General features: G+C 36.3%; 10 protein-coding genes. 5 read left to right on the top strand and 5 right to left on the bottom strand.

Annotation, left to right across the window (positions count from 1 at the left end):
- Position 1: 1 nt before the first annotated feature.
- The 5 genes from NK356_RS19170 to NK356_RS19150 form a co-directional block, all read right to left on the bottom strand.
- A complete protein-coding gene (locus NK356_RS19170; protein WP_034696100.1) occupies positions 2 to 613 on the bottom strand; it encodes a hypothetical protein in 612 nt (203 codons plus the stop codon).
- Between the two features lie 233 nt (positions 614 to 846).
- The gene (locus tag NK356_RS19165; protein ID WP_034696101.1) at positions 847 to 2,265 is read right to left on the bottom strand and encodes an amino acid permease; all 1,419 of its coding nucleotides are present in this window, start codon (positions 2,263 to 2,265) and stop codon (positions 847 to 849) included.
- Positions 2,266 to 2,522: 257 nt separating this feature from the next.
- Positions 2,523 to 3,137: a response regulator transcription factor gene (locus NK356_RS19160; protein ID WP_253317769.1), complete on the bottom strand. Its 615-nt coding sequence runs from the start codon at positions 3,135 to 3,137 to the stop codon at positions 2,523 to 2,525.
- Positions 3,134 to 6,100, bottom strand: coding sequence for an ATP-binding protein (locus NK356_RS19155; protein ID WP_253317768.1), 2,967 nt, complete (start codon positions 6,098 to 6,100; stop codon positions 3,134 to 3,136). Before NK356_RS19155 ends, NK356_RS19160 begins: the two co-directional genes overlap by 4 nt.
- A gap of 285 nt (positions 6,101 to 6,385) precedes the next feature.
- On the bottom strand, positions 6,386 to 6,679 hold the full coding sequence (locus NK356_RS19150) for a helix-turn-helix domain-containing protein (RefSeq protein ID WP_034696104.1): 294 nt from the start codon (positions 6,677 to 6,679) through the stop codon (positions 6,386 to 6,388).
- 184 nt (positions 6,680 to 6,863) lie between these two features.
- Between NK356_RS19150 and ccoN the strand changes: the two genes are divergently transcribed.
- The 5 genes from ccoN to NK356_RS19125 all read left to right on the top strand — a co-directional run bounded on the left by ccoN (position 6,864) and on the right by NK356_RS19125 (position 18,642).
- Positions 6,864 to 9,143, top strand: coding sequence for a cytochrome-c oxidase, cbb3-type subunit I (gene ccoN / locus NK356_RS19145; RefSeq protein WP_034696205.1), 2,280 nt, complete (start codon positions 6,864 to 6,866; stop codon positions 9,141 to 9,143).
- Positions 9,144 to 9,162: 19 nt separating this feature from the next.
- Positions 9,163 to 10,050 (top strand): cbb3-type cytochrome c oxidase N-terminal domain-containing protein, encoded by an 888-nt coding sequence (locus NK356_RS19140; protein WP_034696105.1) that lies wholly within the window; start codon positions 9,163 to 9,165, stop codon positions 10,048 to 10,050.
- A gap of 288 nt (positions 10,051 to 10,338) precedes the next feature.
- A complete protein-coding gene (locus NK356_RS19135) occupies positions 10,339 to 15,372 on the top strand; it encodes a translocation/assembly module TamB (RefSeq protein ID WP_253317775.1) in 5,034 nt (1,677 codons plus the stop codon).
- A complete protein-coding gene (locus tag NK356_RS19130) occupies positions 15,372 to 17,699 on the top strand; it encodes a BamA/TamA family outer membrane protein (RefSeq protein WP_034696106.1) in 2,328 nt (775 codons plus the stop codon). The genes NK356_RS19135 and NK356_RS19130 overlap by 1 nt, the downstream gene beginning before the upstream one ends.
- 1 nt (position 17,700) lies before the next feature.
- Positions 17,701 to 18,642 carry a YihY/virulence factor BrkB family protein gene (locus NK356_RS19125; RefSeq protein ID WP_034696107.1) on the top strand — a complete coding sequence of 314 codons (942 nt, stop codon included), beginning with the start codon at positions 17,701 to 17,703 and terminating at the stop codon, positions 18,640 to 18,642.
- The last annotated feature ends 283 nt before the right edge of the window (positions 18,643 to 18,925 follow it).

The following is an 18,925-nucleotide window of genomic DNA, read 5'->3' as shown; positions in this document are numbered from 1 at the left end:
ATTAAAATTTCTTTCCTATAAATACACCGAAATTGGCATCGGTATCAAAATCGCTTCCTGTCTGGGAAATATTACTTCCTATCCCGAACTGCATTTTTTTCTTATTTTCTATTCCTAAACGGATAATCTGGCTGCTGGACTGATATTCTTTAAAACTGAAATCGGATTCCACAATCAGCATACTGTAAAGATTAAGTCGTTCATTGATTTTCGGAGTATATTCCAGTAACGTATAAAGTCCAAGCCCAAATTCTTTTGCATCGGTGGAATAAGTAAATGCAGGAAATATATTGACAGCAAAAACATCATTTTCTTTTCCATACGCTACTCCTACAGACGGCATGATATCTTTATCCGAAAGATGAACTCCCGCAGAAACACCAAGATTCTTTACAATTCCATAATTGATATTCTGATAAAGCTCAGGATTAATTTTCTTTGATTCATAGTCGTAGCTAATAGTCCCTGAGGCGAAATAATTCCATTTTCTGCTAAAATCTTTATTATAAATTCCCAGAAGTTCGGTCTCTTTATTTCCACCATACGCCTGCACAGAAATCTGTGATTGGGCACAAAAAGGAAATAATAAGATAAGGAGAAATACATTTTTCATTCTATTTGTTTTTTAAGTTTCACATTGCAAGGTCATCATTGTGATGATTGACAGGTGCAAAATTAGGCCTCTCCAAAAAACAAATCTTGTCCTAAATTGACATTCTTTTCATACAGCGAAATAAATACAGGTGATCTTATTTCTTATTCTAATTTACTGAAAATAAAAACAAAAAAGGTGAAAATCAATGATTTTCACCTTTTTCAAAACATGTATAGATCTGTTCTGTATTTTTATTTTGGCTTGTATAATTTGTACATCACGAATAAAAAGCCAATCCATATAGGAATCAGAATCACCTGAATTTCCATTCCTGTAATGCTCATCAATCCTAAGATCAGAATTAAGAAAGCAATACAGATATAGTTGGATATCGGGTAAAATATAGATGGGAATTTTGATTGAATTCCTTCTGCATTGATTGATTTTTTAAACTTTAAATGGGTGTAGCATATCATCAGCCAGTTGATGATCAGTGTGGATACCACTAAAGCCATCAGGTATTCAAAAGCTTTTTCCGGAACTAATTTATTGATGATAATACAGATCCCGGCAAAACACGAAGAAATAATGATTGCGTTGGTAGGCACTGAGTTTTTATTCAGTTTTTTCAGGAATTTCGGAGCATTTCCCTGCTGAGCCAATCCGAAAAGCATTCTACTGTTACTATAGACACTACTGTTGTACACAGACAAAGCAGCTGTTAAAACAATCAGGTTAAGCACATTTGCGATCAATGTATTGAACTGAATTACTTTACCAAAAAGACTGAATTCAAGACCATTCAGATTCTGAAACACCATTACAAACGGGCTTGATCCTTCTGTAATATCTCTCCATGGACTTAATGAAAATAAGATAACCAAAGCTCCTACATAGAAAATAAGGATTCTATAGATCACCTGGTTGGTTGCCTGTGGAATGGTTTTCTCCGGATTTTTTGCTTCTGCAGCTGTAATTCCGATAAGTTCAAGACCTCCAAAGGAAAACATGATCATTGCCATTGCCGCAAATAATCCTGAATATCCGTTTTCTGTTTTATTAAATAATCCCTTTGGAAAGAATCCTCCGTCATTCCAAAGGTTAGTGATTGTTGCTTTTTCTCCTCCTGTACCACTTATTAAGAGGTATACTCCAAAAATAATCATAGCAATAATAGCGACTACCTTGATGATGGAAAACCAGAATTCTGTTTCTCCGTACACTTTTACAGAAGCCAGGTTAAGTGCATTAATGACTATAAAGAAGAATAAACTGGAAACCCAGAGTGGTATTTCCGGCCACCAAAAATGAATGTAATGGCCAATGGCGGTAAGTTCCGCCATACTTACCAGAATATAGAGAATCCAGTAGTTCCAGCCGGAAGCAAACCCTGGGAAATTTCCCCAATATTTGTAGGCAAAGTAGCTAAAACTTCCCGAAACAGGTTCCTGAACTACCATTTCACCCAGCTGACGCATAATAAAAAAGGCAATAATTCCTGCCAAAGCATAGCCTAAGATTACAGAGGGTCCTGCCAGTACTGCAGCAGGTCCAATTCCCAGAAATAAACCTGTTCCTATGGCACCTCCAAGGGCAATTAATTGTATGTGTCGATTTGTTAATCCTCTAACTAAAGTCTCGTTTTGTCCTGTTTTATTTTCGTTGCTCATTGAATGAATTATTCGGTCGCTAAATATATAAAAACTTTTCAGAGAAATTCACATTCCATGGGGTAAATTGAGAATTTACACGTAACGGGACAAGAAAAAAACCTTAGTTTGTAAAAAATACTTTTCCATTAGCTTCATCTGTTTAACAGAAGTTAATGAGGTGCTAACTTACCACTAAAAACAACTACTTAACCAACATATTCTGTACGTATTTTTTCACAGTATTGTAATGATATTATGACTTTAAAGAGACGGTATTAATGAATTTTACTGTAGATTTCCAGCAGTTCAACCAAATTGGTAATTTTTAATTTCTGATAAACCCGTCTTTTATAAGTTCCTACGGTGGATTCCTCAATGTCAAGAGCATTTGCAATTTCAAGGTTTCCATTTCCTTTTGCCAGAAGATTAAAAACCTGGAGCTCTCTTTCGGATAAATTTTCAATTGCTTTTCGCTTTTTATCTCCTTTTAGCAATTCACTCATGATCTCCGGAGTGTAATAATTTCCGTCTTTGAAAAGGGCTTCCACTACTTTGACAAAATTTTCGGGATCACTCTGCTTATTCAGGAATCCATTAGCTCCTTCTTCAATGTATTGCAGTGCAATATTTTCTTTGTAAGAAGTGAATATGAGGATAAGAGTATCCTCAGAGATTTCTTTAATCTCTTTAACCATTGATTTGAGAATGCTTCCCGGAAGTTCAATATCCAAAATGACCAGATCATATTTTTCGGATTCAATTTTCTGTTTTGCTTCTCCATAGGTTTCTGCAAAATCAACTTCAAGGTGATTAAAGTTTTTCTCCAGAATCATAGCTGTTCCGATTCTTACCACATGATGGTCGTCTGCAATGAGTATTTTTTTTGTCATATTTTAATAAGGATTTTAATGAGGGTTCCTTTCGGAGTATTTTGATGAAAAGTCATTTCGGAATTCATCTTTATGAGCAGCTGAACAACCATATGAAGGCCTAAACCATAATTTTTAAAAATCATATGCTCATTCTCTTTTTTCTTAAACAAACCGGAATAATAAATCATCTGTTCATCAGACATTCCGGTACCGGTATCAACAATATTGATTTCTATATGTGATCCTGTAAAGGTTGATGTGATGGTAATTTCTCCGTCTGAAGTATTTTTCACCGCATTATCTATGACATTGTGGAAAACGGCCAGCATAACATTCTTATTAAGTTTAATCTTAAGTTGATGGTCACAAAAATTGTAGATAAATGTATTTTTCTGAGCTGCAATTTCTTCGAATAATAATCTTTTGGTTTCAATCAGATCATATACAGAATATTCTTCTTCCGCGCTATTCTGTTGTTTGTATAATTCTGTGTATTCTTTAAGACTCAATGTAAATTTATACAGTTGTTCTGAAGTTTTATAAATGCTGTCAAAATATTTTTTCTGAGTTTTAGGATCTTCTGACTGGTTGAGTTCCTGGGAAAGAAGAGCAATAAACTTTACGGGTGTAGTAATGTCATGACTGATACTTTCGACCAGTTTTTTCTGATAATCGGATTCATTTTTTAACTTATTATTAGTTTCAAGCAGTTCTTTATCTTTATGATCAAGGGTATTTTTTAATACTTTATTTTTCAGTTTCAGAAAATTTGTCCTCATCTGAACAATCACCAGAATAATAAAAATGATACTACCTGCACTCAGGATTTTAAAGAATAAGGTTTGATAAAAATAGGCTTCCACTTCTACAGGGAATGTTTTATAAACGAATTTCCCGGTTTCGGAAGATAAAAACCTAACGAGAAGATTATAATTACCAGGTTCAATAGTAGCTATCCGGAATGTTTTATCACCTTTTATATTCACCCATGAACTGTCTTCAGTATCAAGTTTAGCCTGTAAATAAATATTTTCCAGATCTGAATAGTAAGGAACATCTATGTAAACTTCTGCATTTTTATAACCACATTCCAGAAACAGACTATTTTTCAGCTGAATCATCTTTCCTTTTACTCTTGCCCTTTCCAGATAGACATCCTGACTTCCTGGATAATAGGTTTTCATCTTTTCAGAATTAAAAAACACAAATCCTTCCATAGACGGAAATACAAATTGTCCATCTTTCAGCTTATGGGCACAGGGATTGGCACTTCCGTTGAATTCATTGTTCGACAGTCCTTGTTTTTTGGTGTAGCGATAATATGTGATCTCTCCTTTCGGAGCTTTCATATATTGTAAAAGAATATTTTTATTGACTTTAAACAACCCATTATTGGAAGAAATCCATAAGTTGGAATTCCTATCCTCCACCAAAGAATGGGCATTCGCCAAAAAATCATTTTTATCGGATGGAACTCTGACCGCTTTTTGATCTTTTATCAAATAAAGTCCTCTGTTGTATGTCGTAAACCAGATATTCCCATCTTTGGTCCGGATGATTTGTTTTACAGGAAGTCCTTTTCCGATCAGTTTCTCCGTTTTATTTCCAGTAAGAGAGTAAACGTAGATTCCGCCACTGCTTCCCAGATAAAGCAGATCTTTGTTATATCTTAAAACAGCATCTATATTATCTTTACAGGGAATAATTCGTTCAATTTCTTTAAAACGATCCTTCTTAAAAAGATAGAGATAAGATTCTTTTCCGCTGACAAGTGATGCCATATACAGTCCTCCACTTTTATACAGCCCATCAATTTCCTTATTTTGAAAAGAAATGGAATCATATTTTGTAAACCCTGTACTCTTATACCTTATATGAATAGCATTATTCTCCCGATAAACCAGATTCCCGGTGTTATCCTGCAAAATGTAGCGTTTATCATAAGATTGAGAAGCCGGAAATATTCTTTCTGAAGTATTCTGATAGTATCTTATTCCTTCCTGAGTAAGAACTGAGTTATCACCGTAAGGAATCCCTGCATAACAGACCTCATCCTGATAAGGTAATTTTTTTCTGGAAACAGAGAAATCAGACAGACTTAAAATTTTAAGCCCATTAATAGAACTCCCGATGTATAACTTCCGTGCTGCTTCATCATAAAACATCGCTCCGGAAATTTCTTTATCAATATCTTTATAGTCCAGTAGATAATTCAACTTCAGATTTCCATCCGAAAATTCACTTCTGTATATTTTACCATGACTGATGATGAATACCTGTCCGGTGATCTGCTGCCAATAGATTTTAGTATCAGCATCAGTATACATTAATGGAGCTTTGATATAGGAATATTTTCCCTGATACAACTGAAGTATCTTTTTATTATCAGCGTCAGGGATAAAAACATAATCTCCATGTATGAATAACCGTCTTAATTGATGATGAACAAATTTCAGATCAACTTTTATATTTTTTTTACTTCTCTTATCAACATAAGTAATTCCGTTATTTTCAAAATAATAAGAGCCTGCACTCAATCTTATAAAATATGAGTCTATATAAGAAACAAACCTTACAGTAATATTATTTTTAACAAGCTGTTTATACACTTTCTGACGTACCGTACCTCCCAATTTAGAAATCCGATCGGATACAATAATATCGGGCTTTCGATGGGAAATCAGTAGAAAATCTTTTTCTGCTGCATTGCAAACCGTAATACTATCCTTTTGGATGTTTCCGAAAAAATCACCGAAGCTTAAATTTTTAAGTTTGAAATTATTATACTGTACAAAATTGCTCCCGTCATACCGTACAATTCTCCCTTCCATAGACAACCAGATGAATCCATATTTATCTTTTGCAATATCCTTGATACTGTTTTGAGGAAGACCATTATCCGTGTTATACCATTGGGTAGTATAGCTTTGCCCGTTGACACTTAGAAAAAACAGAAATGAAATAAAGTAGAGAAGCTTCATTCAGTAGGGCAGCGTTATATTTAAGACAAATATATTATAGAAAATTAAATTTATTGTAAACATTTATCCACAATTATGTGAATTTTTTTCTACATAATTAGATATGGACACTGTTTTCATTATAATAAATTTGAAAAACCAAACATTTGTTCCCTCATCAATGTCATGGTCATCAGGCATACTGAAAACACTGTCTTTTGTTCGCAAAAAAAATGATCTCCTTCTGTCCGGGGAGATCATTATTCTATGATAATTAAATGTAAGTAAAAGTGAAATTTTTATAGGCTATAAAAATTCTTTCGGAACAGAAATATTATTCTTTTTCATGTATTCCAAAAGGTTTTGGTATTTATCTTCATATTCATCGTTTCCACACTTATGCGAAATACTACAGATGTCTGATGGCTTGATATCTAAAATATTGGATATTTTAGTCAGTATCTCCAGGTTGATCTTCACCTTGGAATTCTCAATATCGGAATACGCCTTTTGGGAAATCCCCATTTCAAAAGCCATGTATTCCTGCGTAAGATCTCTACTCCTACGTATTTTCCTGATATTTTGTCCACATACTTTCATCGTTTTTGTTTTAGTAGTTTTCGGTATATTTTAGAAGATTAGCTATTAGCCTCCAACAAAGTTAATAAATACCTTTGGCAAAACATTATACACGTTACATGATATTTATTTTCGACATAAAAAAGACTTAAAAATAGAACTTTTTTCAGAGAAAATATCACTTCGGTAAACACTATTGGAATTTATGGAGACGCAAAAATTTAATTATGACAATAATATTGTCAGAGCATTCCTCTATGCGACTGTCGCATTCGGACTTGTAGGATTTCTGCTGGGGCTTACAGCTGCATTGATGCTTTTTTATCCTGAATTGCCTGAATTTTTATTCGGTACGGATGATACAACGATTAAAAGCTTAGCTTCGGGGAATATTCAGGGACTGATTAATACTCAGGGAGCGATGGGCTTCGGAAGAATCAGAATGCTTCATACCAGTGCGGTAATTTTTGCTTTCGTATGTAACTCTTTTTTCTGCGGTGCTTACTACAGTATGCAGAGACTTCTTAAAACCAGAATGTACAGTGATACCCTTTCATGGATTCACTTCTGGTCATGGCAGTTGATGATTGTGAGTGTGGTTATTACTTTCCTTATGGGAATCAATACTTCTAAAGAATATGCCGAACATGAATGGCCAATCGATATCTTAATTACATTCTCATGGATCATTTTCGGAATCAATATGTTCGGAACGATTGCCAAAAGAAGAGTGAGACATTTATATGTAGCAATCTGGTTCTATCTGGCAACCTGGATTGCGGTAGCAATGCTTCACATCTTCAATAATCTTGAAGTTCCGTTATCTTTCACAAGCTGGAAATCTTATTCTGTATATGCAGGTGTAAAAGATGCATTAGTACAATGGTGGTATGGGCACAATGCGGTAGCATTCGTATTAACCACCCCTGTATTAGGTCTTATGTATTACTTTATGCCAAAAGCAGCTCAGCGGCCGGTCTTCTCATACAAATTATCCATTATTCACTTCTGGTCGCTGATCTTTGTATACCTTTGGGCCGGGCCTCACCACCTGCAATATACAGCTTTACCAGCATGGGCTCAGGCTGTAGGAACAGGGTTCTCTATCATGCTGATTGCCCCGTCATGGGGAGGAATGCTGAATGGTCTTCTTACCTTAAGAGGAGCATGGGATAAAGTAAGAGAAAATCCAATTCTTAAATTCTTTGTAGTGGCTGTTACATGCTATGGTATGGCTACTTTCGAAGGACCTTTACTGGCAACAAAATCATTAAATAAAATTGGTCACTTTACCGACTGGGTGATCGGCCACGTACACATAGGTGCTCTTGGATGGAATGGTTTCATGGCATTCGGAGTGGTATACTATCTGGTTCCGATCATGTGGAGAACCTCCCTTTGGTCTAAAAAATTGGCCAACTGGCACTTCTGGTTAGGAACTTTAGGGATCATCTTCTACGCAGTACCTATGTATATTTCAGGATTTACACAGGGATTAATGTGGAAGCAATTCAATCCGGACGGAACTTTATTGTGGAAAAACTGGCTGGATACAGTAACTGCAATTATTCCATACTTTAAAATGAGATTCCTTGGAGGTGTTTTTTATTTATTAGGAGCTATTTTAATGGTAATCAATGTGATCAAAACGATTAAAGCGGGTTCATTCCAGAAAAACGTTCCTGCAGAAGCTCCGGCATTAGCCAACATTGGAAGCACAAGAAAAGAAGGCGAAGGCGTACACCTTTGGTTGGAAAGAACCCCTATGCTCCTTTCCGTATTAGCTTTCATTACTATAGCAATCGGTGGATTGGTGGAAATTGTTCCTACGCTGTCATTGAAGCAAAGTGTTCCGACAATTGCTGCCGTAAAACCCTATACTCCATTGGAGCTTGAAGGAAGAGATTTATATATCCGTGAAGGATGCAACTCATGTCACTCACAAATGATCAGACCTTTCCGTGATGAAGTGGTAAGATTTGAAGGAAAAAACGGGCAGTATTCCAAAGCGGGAGAATTCGTATACGACAGACCATTCTTATGGGGATCTAAAAGAACAGGACCGGATCTTCACAGAGAAGGAGGAAGAAACCCGGATTCATGGCACTTCAAACATATGTATAACCCAAGAATTACTTCTGCCGGTTCTATCATGCCACGTTTCCCATGGTTAATTACCAATAAACTGGACAAAACCCAAATGGTGGACAAAATGAAACTGATGAAAAATGCCTTCGATGTTCCTTATACAAAAGCTCAGATTGATTCTGCCAACCAATGGGCGGACAACCAGTCTAAAGCCATTGTACAGAGAATTTACGCTGAAGCAACAGATGTAAAAGATCAGATGATAAAAGAAAAAACAGCAAAAGGATCTGCCTATGTACCGCTTGAACAAAGAGAAATTGTGGCAATGATTGCTTACCTGCAAAGATTAGGTACAGACATTAAGACAACACAGGTACAAACCGCAAGCGTAGAGTAATATTTAAAATTAAACTGCAATGAAAACGAGAACCCCCATTTCAATATATATCGCAACAACGATAGGTTTAACGATCATGGCCTTTGAAATGTTCGCCAGTGATTCAGGATATTTTTCTTCTCCTTTTTTCTGGGCGTTGATATTAATCGCTACGATCCTGCTGCTGATCATGAATTCTATTGGAGATCTGGTGGAAAATGAAAGTTTCAGCAAATTATCCGAAGAAGAAAAAAAACAATATCTGGAAGAGAAAAAGGTTCCGTATTACCAGAAATTATGGAACTCTGCCTTCAAAAAACAAACGGCAACGGAAGAAAAAGATATTCTTATCGACCATGGTTTTGACGGTATTACAGAGCTTGACAACTCTCTGCCGAAATGGTGGATTGGTCTGTTCTGGTTCGGATGTATCTTCTGTGCAGTCTATCTGTTTGCTTTTTCTTTCACAGACTATGCTCATCCGGAAGCAGAGTACACCAAAGAAACAAAAACGATGTTAGCTTCCATTGCTGAGTATGAGAAAACTGCCCCTCAGATCAATCTGGAATCAGCAAAATACAGTGCAGATAATATTGCGGAAGGACAGGAACTTTTCAAAACGAATTGCGTTACCTGCCATGGAGACGCCGGAAAAGGAGGAATAGGTCCTAACCTTACCGATACTCACTGGATCAATATTAAAGAAAAAAGCTTATTTAAAAATGTTTTCTGGATGCTTGAAAACGGCTCTCCGAATAATCCTACCATGAGACCTTTCATCAAGGAAGGAACCATTACCGGAAGAGATGCTGAAAAGATTGCCGCTTATATTTATCACATCAACCAGGAAACTGCTCCTATCACTCCAGCACAAGGCGGTGCTGTTCCTCAGGGAGAAGAAGTGAAATGGGAAAACGGAAACAACTAAACTATTATCTATCATATAAACCACGCCACGCCCCCTTCAACACTACTAACATTTGAATTTCATTTTTGCTAACTAACCTTTTCAACATTAAAAAAATGATAAAAGGGGGCGTTTTTTACAAATAATAATCCTTACTTTGGCTGTCTTACTCAACTATTCACTTGACAACTACAAACTAGAAAATCCATAAAAAGATAGCCAAGGCAGGATTTTTGCATTCGCAAAAGGGTACCACAACAAAGACCAAATAAAATAGTATTATTATCTTTGTTAGAAACCACCTCGCATTTGAAACTGAAAATCAACACCACAAAACTTTTAAGGCGTATTGCAATAACCTTTATTTCAATATTGGTTCTTCTTACCCTGTTGATCCTAAGCTTAAGGCTTCCTGCCGTCCAAAACTTCATCAAAGACAAACTCATTGTTTATCTGGAGAAAAAAATCAAAACTCCTGTAAGCCTTGAAAGGGTTTATATAGGATTTCCCAACAGCCTTGTTATGGAAAACCTCTACCTTAAAGGACAGGATGTAGACACTCTTCTGGCCGTCAAAAAGCTGGATGTAGGACTGCACATGATGAAGCTTCTTAATTCTACGGCAGATATTACTTCAGTCAATATGGAAGGTGCGCGTGCTAATGTAGTACGGAAACCGGATGGCAAATTCAATTTTGATTATATCATTGATGCTTTTGCTTCCACAGATAAGGAAGAAAGTCCTTCCAAACCATTTATTATTTCCCTTGATAAAATCAATTTAAAAGATGTTGGGGTAACATTTAACGACCAACAATCTAAGAATGATATTCAACTTTATTTTAAATCGTTCGATACCCGAGTAAAAACTTTTGATCTCAGCAAAAACAAATATGCCGTTAATGATATCAATCTTGACGGATTAAAATTGAAATTAAAGCAGGGACTTGTAGAAGAAGTGGCGAAAAAGGTGGAGAAAAAAGTAGATTCTCTCAATGAAAAAAAACCGATGAGTATTGGTTTAAGAGGAATCAAGCTTACTCATTTCGACATTGATTATGGTGATGAAAATACCAAAACATTTGCAAAAGTTATCTTCAAAGAACTAAGCACAAAGGTCAACAAACTGGATCTTGAAAACAACGCTTACAATGTAGCCAATGTATTTCTTTCCGGGGCAGATATCAATGCCAACCTTTATCTTCCGGCTCAGAATGCCAATCCTAAAACAACAAAAGAACCAGAGGTTTCAAAAGCTTCCGATCAGGATAAAGCCATGAAACTTCTCTTAGGAAAACTTGTTTTAAACGATGTAAAAGTTAATTATAACAATACTGCCATTGCTCCAACTAAACAAGGAATGGACTTCAATCACCTCAATTTTTCAAAAATGAATGTAGAGGTAAGAAGCTTCAAAATGGAGAACAATACCTTTGCCGGAACCGTGAATTCGGCAGAAATCAAAGAAGGCAGAGGACTGGATATCCAGAAATTCAATACAGATTTTGTCTACGCAGAAAAGGAAGCGTACCTGAAAGATCTTTATCTTCAAACTCCTAAAACCCTATTGCGTGATGAGGTTATTTTAAATTATAACTCCATTGATCAACTTAGCAAAAACTTAGGTGCAGTAAAGATTTCAGCCAATATCAAAGATTCAAAAATAGGATTCTCTGACATTCTGAATCTGGTTCCGACTTTAAAAAATACGGTTCCGTTCAACAAATATCCGAACGCTATTCTCAATGTCAATGCAAATATAAAAGGAAGCGTGAATGATCTTTTAATTCAGGATCTTAAAGTTTCCGGGCTGGATCAATTGAGAGTAATGGCTTCCGGAAAGATCAAAAATGCGATGAATCCTGATCAGTTATATTATGATCTGAGAATCGGGGAGTTTTCTTCCAATGCCCAAACGATATTCAATCTTGTCCCTAAAAATACAATCCCTTCCAATATTTCCCTTCCTTCTCATTTCAGCATTAAAGGAAATGCAAAAGGAACAACGAAAGTGGTGAATACAGATCTTAACCTCTACTCTACTTTGGGGAATGCTGCCATCATCGCACAGGTAGACATGCGAAGAAAAAATCATGAATTGTATGATGTGAAAGCAAATCTGCAGGGGATACAGGTTGGAAAAATTATTCAGAATAAAGATATTGGTCCTATCACTGCACAAATTGCTGCAAAAGGAGAAAGTTTTGATTTTAAAAATGCCAATGCAGACTTAAAAGGCCATGTTGCTTCCGCTGTCTACAAAGGATATCGTTATCAAAATATGAACCTTACCGGAAAGATCAATAAAGGAGCTTATCATGTCATTTTAGATTCAAAAGACCCGAATGCCAGTTTACAGCTGACCGCTTCGGGAGTTTATGATGAAAAAAATCCTACGGTAAAAGTGAATGGAGAAGTCATCAAACTGGATGTCAACAAACTTGGCTTCTATGAAAAACCGATGATTATTGCCGGAAAAATAGATGGGGATTTCACCAGCTTAGATCCCAATAATTTAAATGGATATCTAAACCTTAAAGATTTCGCGTTCTCAGACACGAAAGAGGTTTATCCTGTACAGGAAGTTAATCTGAAAGCTTCTTCCACAAATGATTCTACACAGATTATTTTCAATTCTCAGATTGCAGATGTAGAACTGAAAGGTAAATATAAACTGACTCAGATTTTTGGTGCTTTAACGAAAACTGTGAATCAGTATTACCAGTTCCAGAAGCCGGATAACAAACAGAAAATTGATCCGGGACAACATTTTACATTCACGGCTAAAATCAAAAATGATGATCTGATCAGAAAGTTTGTGCCGGATCTGAAAGATTTTGAAACCATCAATCTTGTCGGAAATTATGATGCAGATTCTCAGAAAATTGAAATAGACGGGCAAATACCAAGATTATTATATGGTGAAAATACCATTGAAAAAGGCGCTTTAAAAGTCACCAATGAAAATGAGGCATTACAGTACAGCCTGAATGTTGCCGCTTTAAAAAGCTCAAGTTTTTCTTTAAACAAAATCAACATTGACGGAGATGTTGCAGACAATACCATCCGATACAATGTCACTACAAAAGACGAGAAAGATGCTACTCAGTTCCTGATTGCAGGAAATGCAAAATCGTTGAATGACATTACCGAAATATCTCTTAACCCGAATGGATTAAAGCTCAATTATACGGATTGGAATGTTGCAGAAAACAATAAAATCCAGATCAGCAGTAAAGGAATTCTGGCGGATAATTTCATCTTGTCTAATGGAGGAAGTGAAATTGCTGTACAGTCTGAAAGCAATAGCCCAAGCAGTCCTTTGAATATTTCGTTGAAAGATTTTAAAATCGAAACCATTACGGAACTTATTAAAAAAGATACTGTTCTGGCAAGAGGAACGATCAATGGTACAGCACAGCTTCGAGATGTTACTAAAAATATGACTTTCACTTCCGACCTGAATATTTCAGACTTAATTGTCTATGGAAGTCCTGTCGGAAATCTTGCAGTAAAAGTAAATAATGCTTCACCGAAGGTTTTAAATGCGGATATTGCCCTTTCCGGAAATAATAATGACGTAAAAATCCTTGGAGATTACAATACTTCTTCCAGTACTTTCGACCTGAATATGGCGATCAACCAGCTACAGATGAAGAGTATTCAAGGGTTTTCTATGAATGCCATTACCAATACGGAAGGCTATCTTTCAGGAAATTTAAAAATCACAGGAACTACAGACCAACCGAATATTTTAGGAAAAGTAAAATTCAATGATGCTGGACTGGAAATTGCAAAAACAGGAAGTGATTTCCGACATCTGAGTGATGAAATAGATTTTACCAGTCGCGGAATTGAGTTTGATAAATTCAAGGTCAAAGATAAAGACGGAAATGCTCTTGTAGTGGACGGGCAGGTTCTTACGCAAACGTACAGAGATTTCGCCTTTAATCTGGATGTAAATGCCAAAGACTTTAAAGTGGTCAATTCAGAAAAGACCAATGATGCTATGATGTATGGTATTCTGGCTATTGATGCCGGACTACATATCCGTGGAAATCTTGATCTTCCTAAAGTAGATGGTAAGCTGAATGTAGCAGACAACACAGACTTCACGTTCGTACTTCCTCAATCTTCTCCATCTTTACAGGAAAGAGATGGTATTGTAGAATTTGTGGATCAGGATCAGGTGGTTTTAAATAAAACAATTAAAGCCGATTCTCTCGACTCCAAAAGCCGCATCAAAGGAATGGATGTGAATGTCAACATTGAAGTCAGCAAAGAAGCCAAACTTTCTATTATTATTGATAAAGTAAACGGTGATTTTGTCAAACTTCAGGGAGAAGCAGAATTGACCGGTGGAATTGATCCTTCAGGAAAAATGACATTGGTAGGCGTTTATGAAGTTGAAAAAGGAAGCTATGATCTTTCTGTAAGTTTGCTTAAACGTAAATTCGATATTCAGAAAGGCAGTACGATCACCTGGACCGGAGAACCTACAATGGCTCAAATGGATATTACAGCGGTTTACAAAACCGAAGCCGCTCCTATTGACCTTGTAGAACAACAAGTAGGTACAGAAAATGGCGGAACTTCGCTCATGAATCAATTTAAGCAGAGAATACCATTCAATGCTTTATTGAAAATGAAAGGCGAGCTTCTGAAACCTCAGCTTTCGTTTGACATTACTACGGAGGAAAAGAATAATTCCATCTCCACGAATGTAAAAGATGTTGTTGATCAGAAACTTGCCCAGCTCAGAACTCAGGAATCTGAAATGAATAAACAGGTATTTGCTTTATTGCTTCTGAACCGTTTTATCGGGGAAAATCCATTTGAAAGCGGTGCGGGAATGTCTGCAGAAACCATGGCAAGACAGAGTGTAAGTAAAATTCTTTCTCAACAGCTTAATAATCTTGCTTCCGGACTGATTAAAGGAGTAGATCTTAATTTCGGTCTTGATTCTACGGAAGATTATTCCACTGGAGAGAAAAACACAAGAACTGACCTGAATGTAGATATCAGTAAAAAACTATTGAACGACCGTCTGAAAGTAACCGTGGGAAGTAATTTCGGACTGGAAGGCCAGGCTCGTCAGAATGAAAACATGACGAATATTGCAGGGAATGTTTCTGTAGATTACAGCCTTTCCAAAGACGGAAGATATATGCTTCGTGCTTACCGTAAGGATGAATATCAGGTGGCTCTTCAGGGGCAGATCATAGAGACCGGAGTAGGATTCATTATTACATTGGATTATGACAAGTTCCGGGAGATTTTCCAGAAATCTAAAGAGAAGAAGCCGAAAAAAAATCAAAATAACCAAGTGGTAGAATTTAAATAATGAGTAATAAGTTCCATATATATTGTAAGTATCTGTTGGTTTCCGGAATGGCATCCACAGTAGTCTCGTGCAGCAACACAAGGTTTTTGAAAGAAGGACAAATGCTCTACACGGGTGCCAAAGTAAAGATTGAAAACGATACAATTTCCAAAAAAGAAAAAAAAGATCTTCAGACGGCACTGGAAGAAAGCCTTACGCCAAAACCCAATTCTACATTTTTGGGGATGCGTCCCAAGCTTTATTTTTATAATATTGCTAAAGAGCCAAAAAAGGATAAAGGTTTTAATTACTGGCTTAAATATAAGATAGGTGAAAAACCTGTATTGTTAGGTGATGTAGACCGTGAGTTCAACAAAAATATCATTGAAAATTATTCTGAAAACAAAGGGTATTTCAATGCTAAAGCTTCTTATGATACGGTTTCAAAAAATAAAAAAGCTCAGGTTATTTATACCCTAAGACCAGGTTCAAGATACCTGATTGATGGTGTAAAGTTCCAGAAAGATTCTACATTGGTCAATCAGGAAATCCAGGGTTTAACAAAAAGGACATTTCTTAAAAACGGAAAACCATTTGATCTGGATGTCATCAAAGCAGAAAGAGAAAGAATTGATAATGGCCTAAAGGAAAGAGGTTTCTATTACTTCCATCCTGATAATATTATCGTTCAGGCAGACAGTACGGTAAGTAAAAATCATAAGGTAGAGCTTAACGTAAAACTGAAAGACAATACGCCGGATTTAGCAACGCAGCAATTCAGCATTAATAACGTTATTGTATTTCCCAATTACAACATCCAAGATGTAAAAGAAGGAAAATACAGTATCCCAATGGATAAAGATTCTCTTTCCAAATATGCTTTTGATGATATTTACGTTATTGATCCTCAGCATAAATTCAAACCGAAAATTTTTGACAGAGCATTATATTTCAAAAAAGGTGATCTTTATAATCGCTCCAATCATAATCTTACGCTAAACCGATTGATCAGCCTTGGTGTATTCAAATTTGTAAAAAATGAATTCATTGTATCAGATTCGCTAAGTCATAAGTTTGATGCGTATTATTTATTAACTCCAAGACAAATCCAGTCACTTCGTCTGGAAGCATTGGGAAGAACAAATTCTGCCAACTATGCAGGTAGTGAGCTGAACCTAAACTGGACTCACCGGAATTTCTTCAGAGGGGCAGAACAATTCAAAGCAGCCATCTTCGGAGCTTTTGATTTCCAGATGGGAGGAAGTCAGGATGCCAATAATATTTTCCGTGCAGGAGCGAATGCACAGCTTTCCATTCCGAGAATTGTAGCGCCTTTCCGTTTTCATTCTTCCAGTGAATTTGTTCCAAGAACGAATATCACATTGGGGTATGAGTTTCAGAACAGAACAAAATATTATACGCTTAATAACTTCACCGCGTCATTCGGATATCTGTGGAAAGAAAATGCCAGAAAAGAACATGAACTGAAAGTCATTGATATTACATTAGTTTCTCCTGCAAATGTTACAGAAGAATACAAAATCAAATCAGCTGAAAATCCTGCCATGCAAAGAATTGTAGACAGACAGCTAATCTTCGGCCCTACCTATTCTTTCACGTATACCAACACCATGCTTCCCAAAACGAATACCGTTTATTATAAAGGAACGCTTGATCTGGCAGGAAATATCACAGGGTTGGCTACAGGAGCTGATGTAAAAAAAGATAAGGAAAAGAAAATATTTGGGATTCCTTTCAGCCAGTATGTAAAGATTGAAAATGATTTCAGATTCTATCATAAGTTTACTGAAAAATCTTCCCTGGCTACAAGATTTATCGGAGGAATTGCTTATCCCTATGGAAACTCAGAATTCATTCCTTTCTCCAAGCAGTTTTTCTCAGGAGGAAGTAACAGTATCAGAGCATTCCGTGCGAGGACATTAGGCCCTGGAAGTTTTGACCCGAGAACTTTAGAACCAGGTACTTACTTTGACCAATCCGGAGATATCAAACTGGAATTAAATGCGGAATACCGCGCCAATCTTTATAAATTTTTAAATGCTGCCGTTTTTGTAGATGCCGGAAATATCTGGTTGCTTCACGACGACAAAGACAGACCAGGAGCTAAGTTTTCAAAAGACTTTTTAAATGAAATTGCGGTGGGAGCCGGAGTAGGTCTGAGACTGGATTTTTCTATCCTGATTCTAAGACTGGATCTTGCGATGCCACTGAGAGTTCCTTACTATCAGAAAGGGGACAGATGGGCCTTCGATAAAATTAATTTCGGAGACTCAAGTTGGAGAAAAGATAATCTTGTTTTAAATATTGCCATCGGATATCCATTTTAATATGATCAATACTGCTAAATTTTTTTGGGAAGTTCTAAAAGATACATTCACTGAATGGAACAATTCTACTGCATCAAAAGATTCAGCAAGTCTTGCCTATTATGCCATCTTTTCTATCCCGGGATTATTGATCATTATTATCTGGGTACTTGGAAATTTCTTTGGTGAAGAGGCTATTCGTGGGCAGATCAGCACACAGATCAGCGGTATAATGGGACCGGATGTGGCTAAAAGTATTGAAGGCATGCTGGCTGGTGCTCTTATCGACAAAAAAAATATTTTTATGAAAGCAGTTGGAGTCGGATCATTGGTTTTCGGTTCTACTACGCTCTTCTTTCAGCTTCAGCATTCATTAAATACACTTTGGGAAGTAGAAGCTGCACCCAAAAAAGCATTACTCAAATTTTTACTGGACAGAGCCAATTCTTTAGGGATGATTCTTATTCTGGGATTTCTTCTGATGATCACCATGATTTTATCTTCTCTGATCAGCCTGTTTAATACGATTATCACCCAATATTTTGGTTTTGAGACCTATATGCTGGTAGAAACCGTGAATTTTGCAGTAGGTTTTGGCCTCGTCATGCTCTTATTTGCTTTAATGTTTAAAGTTCTGCCTGATGTTTTGGTCAGCTGGAAACCAGTATGGAAAGGAGCCTTTCTGACTACTGTTTTATTCACGCTGGGAAAATTTTTATTAAGTCTTTATTTTAATCAGGTAAAACCTACTTCGGCGTTTGGTGCTGCCGGAACAGTCATTCTTATTATGATGTGGATCAATTATTCCTGTATGCTGATATTTTTCGGGGCAGAATTTACTAAAGTGTATACCTACAAAAAAGGATATCAAGTAGTTCTTTCCAAACATGCACGATGGACTCCTGCGAAATTGTATGCGGATAGTTTGAAACAGATGAATGGGGAGGGTGATGATAAAGCGTAGATTCGGGTTCCGAGATTTTGAGGTTCGGGGTTTCGAGATTCGGGATATTCCTGATACGAGATTATTTTATGAAAGTATTTAAACTTTTATTTTTGAAATAGCAAGAGTCTGTAAAAAATCAGAATGATTCATCTTAACTATACTTTATTTCTTAAATCCTCCTTAATGGTTTTAATATATTTTTTATAAGTATAAAAAACTCCTATATATAAAAAAGAAGCCGTCTCACAACTGAGGCGGTTTTTCTTGTTAAAAAGTAAATAATTTTTATATATTTTGATTT

Source organism: Chryseobacterium sp. S0630, assembly GCF_024158915.1.
Lineage (GTDB): Bacteria > Bacteroidota > Bacteroidia > Flavobacteriales > Weeksellaceae > Chryseobacterium.
Note: the sequence above shows the minus strand (reverse complement) of the source record. Positions and strands in the feature narration are given on the sequence as shown.